5 protein-coding genes and 2 pseudogenes are annotated in these 4,933 nt (G+C 69.6%); 4 read left to right on the forward strand and 3 right to left on the reverse strand.

Annotated elements, in window-relative coordinates; genetic code table 11:
* The 4 genes from BM093_RS34025 to BM093_RS34040 form a co-directional block, all read left to right on the forward strand.
* The coding region (locus BM093_RS34025) for a 2,5-dihydroxypyridine 5,6-dioxygenase NicX family protein (RefSeq protein ID WP_483880045.1) at window positions 1-180 on the forward strand (180 nt) is incomplete at its 5' end.
* Window positions 177-734, forward strand: a complete 558-nt coding sequence (locus BM093_RS37735; RefSeq protein ID WP_093357355.1) for a (2Fe-2S)-binding protein — start codon at window positions 177-179, stop codon at window positions 732-734. The genes BM093_RS34025 and BM093_RS37735, both read left to right, overlap by 4 nt.
* Window positions 731-3,181, forward strand: coding sequence for a xanthine dehydrogenase family protein molybdopterin-binding subunit (locus tag BM093_RS34035; protein WP_093357358.1), 2,451 nt, complete (start codon window positions 731-733; stop codon window positions 3,179-3,181). The genes BM093_RS37735 and BM093_RS34035 overlap by 4 nt, the downstream gene beginning before the upstream one ends.
* The gene (locus BM093_RS34040; protein ID WP_093357362.1) at window positions 3,181-4,005 is read left to right on the forward strand and encodes a maleate cis-trans isomerase family protein; all 825 of its coding nucleotides are present in this window, start codon (window positions 3,181-3,183) and stop codon (window positions 4,003-4,005) included. The genes BM093_RS34035 and BM093_RS34040 overlap by 1 nt, the downstream gene beginning before the upstream one ends.
* A 37-nt stretch (window positions 4,006-4,042) precedes the next feature.
* Here the strand turns inward: BM093_RS34040 and BM093_RS34045 are convergent, their stop codons facing one another.
* The 3 genes and pseudogenes from BM093_RS34045 to BM093_RS36435 form a co-directional block, all read right to left on the reverse strand.
* Complete coding sequence (locus BM093_RS34045; protein WP_177238882.1) at window positions 4,043-4,405, reverse strand: transposase; 363 nt, start codon at window positions 4,403-4,405, stop codon at window positions 4,043-4,045.
* A gap of 47 nt (window positions 4,406-4,452) precedes the next feature.
* Window positions 4,453-4,560, reverse strand: a pseudogene (locus tag BM093_RS34050) (integrase core domain-containing protein); the annotation flags it as partial.
* A 15-nt stretch (window positions 4,561-4,575) separates the two neighbouring features.
* Window positions 4,576-4,933: pseudogene (locus tag BM093_RS36435) on the reverse strand (hypothetical protein); the annotation flags it as partial.

Raw genomic sequence — 4,933 nt, forward strand, 5'->3', positions numbered from 1 at the left:
TCGTTCTACGGCAACGTGATGTTCTCGATCGGCCCGAACAACGAGCTCGGCGGCCCGAACGACACCGCGTGCCACTTCGACATCCCGATGCGCGGCAACAGCCTCTACCTCGACGACGAGCTGATCGTCGACGCCGGTGAGCTGACCGTGCCCGAGATGCGCCCGGTGAACCGACGGTGAGCGGCCTCGAGGCACCCGAAGAGCTGCTCGTCGAGACGGTTACCACGGTCAACGGGCGCGTCGTGCGGGCGAACGTCCCCGCGCGGCTGCACCTCGCTGACTTCCTGCGTCTGCACCTCGGTCTCACCGGGACACACATCGGCTGCGAGCAGGGCGCCTGCGGGATGTGCACCGTGATCGTCGACGGTGAGGCAGTCAAGTCGTGCCTGATGCTGGCGTGCCAGGTCGACGGCCGCGACGTCCGGACCGTCGAATCGCTCGCGGAGGAAGACGAGCTCAACACCCTGCAGCAGGCCTTCAAAGAGGAACACGCTCTGCAGTGCGGCTTCTGCTCCCCGGGCTTCCTGATGACCGCGACCGCGCTCGCCCACCAGAACTGCCGGCCGGGTCCGGACAGGATTCGCGAGGAGATCGCCGGAGTCCTGTGCCGGTGCACCGGTTACGACAACGTCGTGGCTGCCATCGAGCGCTGGTTCCTGGAGAACCCGCAGGGCAGCCCGGCGGATCCCCTCCCGGCCGGCCACCGAGGCCACTGCGACCCAGGGCTGACATGACCATTCTGGAAGAACCCTCAATCGGCGCCGGGCGTGGCGACACGGGCGGTCCACGCCGAATCATCGGCACCTCGCAGCTCCGGAAGGAGGACGACCGCCTGCTCCGCGGTGACGGCCGCTTCACCGACGACGTCGAGCCGGCACGGGTGCTGTACATGGCCGTGGCCCGCTGCCCCTACCCGCACGCACGGGTCGCGCACGTCGACACGAGCGCCGCGGCGGCGCTCGCCGGCGTCGAGCACGTCCTGACGCCGACGGACGTCCGGCGGTGCACCGAGCCGCTGACCGTCCTCCGCCCGGTACCGGGGGCGCCGAGGTTGCCGTACTACGCGCTCGCCCAGGACGTCGCCACACACGAGGGGCAACCGGTCGTCAGCGTCGTCGCGAACAGCCGGCACGTCGCCGAGGACGCGCTCGAACTCCTCGACATCACCTACGAACCCCTGCCGCACGTCGTGGACGTCCTGGCCGCTCTCGAACCCGACGCGCCGGTGCTGCATCCCTCGGTCCTGGACTCCAATCTCCTGGCCGCCAACTCCGACGGCAGCGGCGACCCGGACTCCCGGTTCGCCCAGGCCGACGTCGTCGTGGAGGGCCGCTTCCGGATCAACCGGGTGACCGCGCTCCCGATGGAGACCCGGGGAGTGGTCGCCGAGTGGCGTCCCGGGGCTCGTGAGCTCACCGTCCACTGCTCGTCGCAGGTCCCCCACCTGATCCGCAAGGAGCTCGCCGAAATCCTCCGACTCGGCGAGAGCGAGATCCGTGCCGTCGCGTCGGACGTCGGCGGCGGATTCGGGCTGAAGCTGGGCGTCTTCCCAGAGGACGTCCTGGCCTGCCTGCACTCCATCGCACTCCGCCGACCGGTGAAATGGTCCGAGGACCGTGGTGAACACTTCCGCGGGAGCACGCACGCCCGTGAATCCGTGCACGACTACCGCATCGCCGCGGACGCGACCGGCCGCATCCTCGCGATGACGAACGTCTACGCCACCGACATCGGCGGCTGGAACTCACCCTTCGGCTCCGCCCAGCTCTCCAGCGTCGTGTTCAACGGCCCTTACAAGGTCGACGACGGCTACACCGAACGCCGCGTGACGCTGACGAACAAGACGCCAATCGGAGCGTACCGCGGGTACGGCCAGCCAGAGGTGAACTTCGCCTACGAGCGGTTGATGGACCAGCTCGCGCGCCGGCTGAACCTCGATCCGGTCGAGCTTCGGGCCCGTAACATGGTGACCTCGCAGGACATGCCCTGGCGCAATCCGACGGGTGCGGTCTACGACAGCGGCGACTACGAGCGGTGCCTGCGCATGGCGGCAGACGCCGTGGACTGGGCCGGGCACCGCGCTCGCGGCCGGGCACCGCGAGCGGACGGCCGGCTTGTCGGGATCGGGTTCTCGTCGTTCGTGGAGCGCACCGGGTATGCGAGCGCGCGGTTCCTCGCTCGCCGGGGCTCGATGTTCGGAGCCCACGAGAGCGTCACGCTGCGCGCCAACCGGTCCGGTGGGATCGACGTCTACACCGGTGTGTCCACGATGGGGCAGAGCGGCGAGACCGCCTTCGCGCAGGTCGTAGCCGATGTGTTCGGCACCGACTACGACGCGGTTCGGGTCCACGCCGGGGACACGGCCACGTCGCCCCTCAACACCGGTGCCTTCGCCTCCCGGACCATGATCGCCGCCTCGGGCGCTTTGCGGGCGTCGGCCGAGCAGCTCGCCGCCAAGACACGACGGATCGCGGCCTGGCGCCTCGACGCGTCGGTCGACGACGTCGAGATCATCGGCTCCGCGGTTCGGGTCCGGGCTGACCACTCCCGAGCGGTCCCGCTGGCGACGGTCTACACGACCGCGATCACCGGCCAGGGGATGCCTCCTGAGGAGGAGCCCGGGCTGGAGGCGACCGCGCACTTCGAGCCGTCGGACGCGGCCTACTCGTTCGGTACGGCCGCGGCGCAGGTCGCCGTGGACCCGCAGACCGGCGAGTTCGACATCGAGCGGTTCGTCATGGTCCACGACGGTGGGACGATTGTGAATCCCACGGTCGTCGACGGCCAGGTCCGCGGCGGGCTGGCTCAGGGATTCGGAGCAGCGCTGGCCGAGGAGCTGCGCTACGACGCCGACAGCGGTCAGCTCGTCAATGGGTCCATGATGGACTACTTCGTTCCGACCGCCGCCGATCTTCCCCGGGTGGAGCTCCGCCACACCACGGTGCCCTCACCGGTCACGCCCTTCGGCGTCCGCGGCGTCGGTGAAGTGGGAACCATCCCACCCGGAGCAGCCGTCGCCAACGCGGTCTGCGATGCCCTCGCCGACTTCGGGGTCGAACTCAGCGCCTTGCCGATCACGCCCGAGGCGGTCTGGGACGCGCTCGCCGGCCAGACGGCGTCCCGCGGCACCGAGCTCACACCAACGCCCTCAGGCCTTCCCGACGGAGGAATCAAGTACTGATGACCGACCACCCCGCCGACACGTCGACCGCTCCCGCGGCGCTCTCGCGCATCGGGCTGATCGTGCCCAGCTCCAACACCACGATGGAGACCGAGCTCCCGGAGCTGTTCCGCCGGCAGACCGAGGCCACCGGTCACCGATACACCTTCCACTCCGCCCGGGCCGCGATGAAGCAGGTCACCCCCGACGAGCTCCAGGCCATGGTGCGCCGCGCCGGCGAGTGCGCGACCACGGTGTCCGACGCCGCTGTCGACGTGATCGCCTACGCCTGCCTGGTCGCGGTCATGGCGCAAGGCCCCGGCGCCCACAAAGAGTCTGAACAGGTCATCGCCGACGCCGCACGGCAGAACGGCCATCCCGCCGAGGTGGTCAGCAGCGCGGGTGCACTCGTTCGCACGCTCCGCGCCTTCGGCTGGTCGCGGGTTGCGATCGTCACCCCGTACATGGCGCCGTTGACCCGCATGGTGAAGAAGTACCTCGAGGGCGAGGGAATCGAGGTCCTCGACGCCGTCGCCCTCGAGGTACCCGACAACCTCGCAGTCGGCCGGCTCGATCCCGCGCAGCTGCCCGAGATCGCCCGGGCTCTGCGACAGGAAGGCGCCGATGCGATCGTCCTCTCCGCCTGCGTCCAAATGCCGTCGTTGCCCGCAGTGCAACAGGTGGAGGACGAACTCGGGCTGCCAGTGATCACTGCGGCCACGGCGACGGCCTACGAGGTGCTGACCCGTCTCGGTCACACGCCCGCTATTGCGGACGCCGGGCGCTTGCTGGCACGGTCGCGTCCCGGCTGGTGGTGGAAGTCCGGGTTCTTCCGGCGTGGCTGAGCACATCGGAGGGGTGTCGGGCCACAGCGTGACGCTTCTATGTGTTGTCAAGGGCTTCGGAGGGCGCCGGTTCGTCCGAGCGACCGGCCCCGGGGGCCTCGGCCATCGTTCTGGTCAGGGTGCGATAGAGCTGACGTGCGATGTAGCGCTTCAGACAGCGCCTGATCTCCTGTGGCCGCTTGCCCTGTGCCGTGCGCCGGGCGACGTAGGCGCGGGTAGTCGGGCAGTCGCGCATGCGGGTTGTGGCGATGACGTGGATAGCCTTGTTGAGCGCGCGGTCGCCTCCGCGGTTGAGTCGATGGCGCACGGTCCGGCCGCTGCTGGCTTCGAGTGGGCTGATGCCGCCGAGGGCGGCGAAGGCCGCATCGTCTCGGCATCGGCCTGGATGGGAGAACGACACGTGAGCTTGGACCCCTGCGCCGGACACTGACGTGTCCGGCGTCAGGGGTCAAGCTCAACTTCCCGCTTCAGGGTGGCGTTGAACGACTCGGCGAGGGCGTTGTCGGCGCTGGACCCGACCGCACCCATCGACTGCTGGACGTCGAGTCGGTCGCAGAGGTTGGCGTAGGCGCGGCTGGTGTAGAACGAGGAACGTCGCACGTCGAGTAGTGCGCACAGCCGCTTCACCGTCCAGCCCCGGCGGGGGCTGGAGGTCGTGTCGGAGTGGTCGGCGACGAACTGGAAGCGGGTCACCAGTTCGTCGCCCCGGCGAAATACTTGGCCGCCTGGCGAAGGATCTCCCGCTCGGTCTCGAGTTTGGTCTTCTCCGCCCGCAGTGCCTTGTTCTCGGCTTCGAGGCGGGCCAGACGCTGCTCGGGCGTCTCATCCGCGACGGGCACGACACCGGCGTTCTGGCGTGGCGCACGCACCGAACGTGCGCTGCGGGTGCGGGTGCCGTCGGGGGCGGTGCGGGTCCCGGTGCCGAGGT

Source organism: Pseudonocardia ammonioxydans, from assembly GCF_900115005.1.
Lineage (GTDB): Bacteria > Actinomycetota > Actinomycetes > Mycobacteriales > Pseudonocardiaceae > Pseudonocardia > Pseudonocardia ammonioxydans.

Coding starts and splice junctions, on each gene's coding strand:
- BM093_RS34035 (WP_093357358.1), top strand. CDS start 731: ATGACCATTCTGGAAGAACCCTCAATCGGCGCCGGGCGTGGCGACACG.
- BM093_RS34040 (WP_093357362.1), top strand. CDS start 3,181: ATGACCGACCACCCCGCCGACACGTCGACCGCTCCCGCGGCGCTCTCG.